This window comes from Pseudoalteromonas sp. SR45-5, assembly GCF_014163565.1.
Classification (GTDB): Bacteria; Pseudomonadota; Gammaproteobacteria; order Enterobacterales; family Alteromonadaceae; genus Pseudoalteromonas; species Pseudoalteromonas distincta.
In genome coordinates, this window is sequence record NZ_JACJDN010000459.1 from 1 (window position 1) to 3,314 (window position 3,314).

General features: G+C 44.5%; 3 protein-coding genes. All 3 read right to left on the reverse strand.

Annotated elements, in window-relative coordinates; all coding sequences use genetic code 11:
* On the reverse strand, positions 1-367 hold a 367-nt coding region (locus H5072_RS15075; RefSeq protein ID WP_404936330.1), incomplete at its 3' end, for a sodium:solute symporter family transporter.
* Between the two features lie 102 nt (positions 368-469).
* Complete coding sequence (locus H5072_RS15080) at positions 470-2,530, reverse strand: alpha-xylosidase (RefSeq protein ID WP_182693981.1); 2,061 nt, start codon at positions 2,528-2,530, stop codon at positions 470-472.
* Between the two features lie 107 nt (positions 2,531-2,637).
* Entirely contained in the window at positions 2,638-3,312 is a 675-nt protein-coding gene (locus H5072_RS15085; RefSeq protein WP_259395962.1) for a TSUP family transporter, read from the reverse strand.
* Positions 3,313-3,314: the final 2 nt, after the last annotated feature.

Below are 3,314 nucleotides of genomic sequence, written 5' to 3' on the forward strand. Positions count from 1 at the left end.
TGCGTCGTACGGTATCGTCAAAACGATCCCGTAAAAATTCAGGTAAGGTAGAAAACGCGCCCGCTAGATAACGAGGCAAAAAGATCAACGCCATAATAATGGTTGATACTCCTGCGGTTACTTCCCACGCCATTGAGCTTAGGTTGTAACCATAGGCTGAGCCATTAAGGCCAATTAGTTGCTCGGCCGATAAGTTAGTGAGGATCATTGACCCTGCTATAAATGTACCTGTTAACCCACGACCCGCTAAAAAGTAGCCATCTTGGGTGTTAACTTCCCCTTTGGTTTTTTGGTACGAGATATATCCCACCAGCGCCATAAACGCCAAGCACGATAGCAGTGTCATGGTAATGTTCATACCTTCCATCTTGCGCCCCTTTTAGCTTACTTTACTCGGTAAAAAGTAAGCTAATATCTTTATTATTGTGTGTTGTATGTGTGTAGTGTGTGTTTTTTATTAAGCCGAGATTTATTTAGGCCATGCTGTTAATTGGCTCATGTCTTGTTCTGTGTGTTGAACCTCTGGGCCAAGCATTAGGCTGTCGCCTTCGCGTACAAATACTGCCATTTCTTCAAGTGCGAGTGTGTGCTCGTAGTACTTACCACCTTCGTAAGATTGTTTATCAGGAAAGCGAATCCAGTTGCCTTGTGGTAAATAAAACTTCACTTTACCGTTTGGTACGACACAAGGCACTACTAACAATTTTTCACCGCACATAAATTGCTGATCAAAACTATGCGCTAGCACATCATCAGGAAATGCTAAAACCATTGCACGCTGAATTGGCAAGCCAGTTTGCTGTGCTTGTATGGCACTTTGCTCTAAATAAGGAATAAGTTGGTAGCGCAATTTAAGCGCTGCAAATACCGCATCACTTGCTTGCTCGGTGTAAGACCACGGTTCGCGAGGACCAATACCGTGTAAGCGCATATGCGCACTAAATACCGACGCTTGCGCCCAGCGCACGTAAAGTTCTGCATCGCGAGTGTCTTTGTAAAAACCGCCAATGTCGGTTGCAAAAAATGGCCCGCCCGACATGCCCCACGCTAAGCTGCCGCGAATACTCGCTGCTAAACCTTGCCAATCGGCCTGCGGGTCGCCGCCCCACTGTGCAGGAAAACGTTGGCTGCCAGTCCATGCTGAACGGCTAAACAAAAATGGCCCTGTTTTACAGTACTTTTCTGCAGCTTCATAAACGCAGCGGTTGTACAGCATGCTATAAACATTATGCAGTCTAATGCCGCTATCGCCACTGTGCGATACCATGTTTTCGTCTTCTAGCTGTTCGCCAAAGTCTGCTTTTATCATATCTACGCCCAGCTCAAACAATGGCTTGTGCGATTCGAGCCAGTATTCGTAAGCGTCGGGGTGAGTAAAATCTAAAATACCCGACTCTGGTAATGGTGTAAGTACTTCGCCAAATGGGCTTAAATCCCACTCGTATTGATACGCTTTACCGGTGCGTTTATCTTTTATAAGCCAGCCATTTTCGGCCGCTTTAGCAAATAATGGGTTATTTACCGAGATCATCGGGTATTCCCATACGCAAATTTTAAAATCCATGGCTTTTAGTTCATCAAGCACTGGTTTTGGGTCGGCGTAGCGTGTTGGATCCCATTCAAATGCAAAGCGGGTGTCGGTGTCTTGCCATGCGCGGCCATCAAGAGTAATTACGTCGCACGGCATACTTTTAGCACGCACTTCGCGGGCAACACTCAGTAATTCGTCAGCATCTTTGTAATACGCTTTTGATAAAATAACACCAAAGCTCCACTGCGGTGGCACCGGTGCAAAACCTGTTAGCTCACAGTAACGGTTAATGCTTTGAGCAGGTGTTTGTTCTTGATATAAAAATACATCTAGCGCCTCATCTTCAACTAAACATACATATGCGCGTTGCGACCACAGTGCGTAACCTACGCCATGAGTTACCGGTGCAGGTGTATGTACAAATAAGTTCCAGCCTTCTGGGCTCCATGCATACGGTGTGTTTTTATAAGACTTTTCGGCGTTAACGCCTAGCGCATCGTGGTTGTATGAACGAATAAGTTGGCCGCGTTTATCAAGCTTTCCCCATTTTTCGCCAAGACCATACACGGCCTCATCGTAGTTAAGCTCTAAGCTTAATATCCAGCCGTTATCAGTTTTAGCCAGTGGCGGTAAACGATGCTGGCGTACAAAGTGGCCATCGGTTGCTGATTGCTGCACTAGCTCATCGTTTTTATAAAGTTTGAAATGAAAAGGGTCGCAGTAAAACTCTAGCCGGTATTCGCCACCACTTACACTGTAATCATTATTGTTTTTGCTAAGTGTGAGGGGGTATTCTGATGGGGTTGTGGTTAATATTTTAAACTGCTCGTCATGCGTGGTGCCTGCATTTAAACGTAAACCAAACTGGCTTATCGTTACGCTAATATCACCAAACTGAGTGGGCAAAACCAGCACATTGCCTTGTAACTTTGGCTGTGCGGTTAAGCATGCTGGCTCTATTGCGTTCCAGTCTGGCTCACGTAATTCAAATGCATTCATGGGAGTTCCTTAACCAATTATTAGTCTTGTATAAGACACAAGTTAAATAATTGTAATCCCCATGTCAACGTAAATAAACTCAAGATGAATTATTTACGTCGCGATTTTTAAAATATACCCGGCGCCGATGTTGCCACCAGCGATATACCACTTAGGCCAAGCAATACAATTGCTATAATACGTACCCATTTAGCGTCAACGTAAGGCGTTAATTTACGAGCAAAATGCGTAACTAACAACACTAAGGGAATAGCCGCTGCAATTAAAAACATAATGTCGAGCCCCGGCAAAGTACCAAATAAAGCGATACCTACACGTACTAACCCGCCAATAGTAAATACCGCTAATAACGTACTGCGAATAGCTTCAATAGACCAACTTTGTTTATAACACTGAAACACAAGCGGCGGCCCTGAGGTTGAAAACAACCCACCAAGTAATCCACTCACCCCTCCAGCTATTAAAAACGAACGAGGGCGGCTTTGTTTATTAGCACGATCGCGGCCAATCAGCATTAAAGCGCAGCACAGCAGAATACTTACACCTAAAATAAAGTTTAAATAGTGCGTTAAATGCGACGACATAAACTCAAGTAGCACAAAACCTATCAGCATTAACGGTATACCGGTATACAACATAAGTTTTAGCTCGGGTACTTTTACCGAACTGCGGTTCTTAACGACCACGGTTGTTGAATTAACTAACCCTAGCAAACTCACTAAAAATGTAGTTGCCGTAAGTGGCAATACATCAAGCAACGTAAAGCTTGCAACCACCAGCAACC

Excerpts from the sequence above, each read along its gene's own strand:
- H5072_RS15080 (WP_182693981.1), bottom strand. The coding sequence starts at position 2,530 with ATGAATGCATTTGAATTACGTGAGCCAGACTGGAACGCAATAGAGCCA.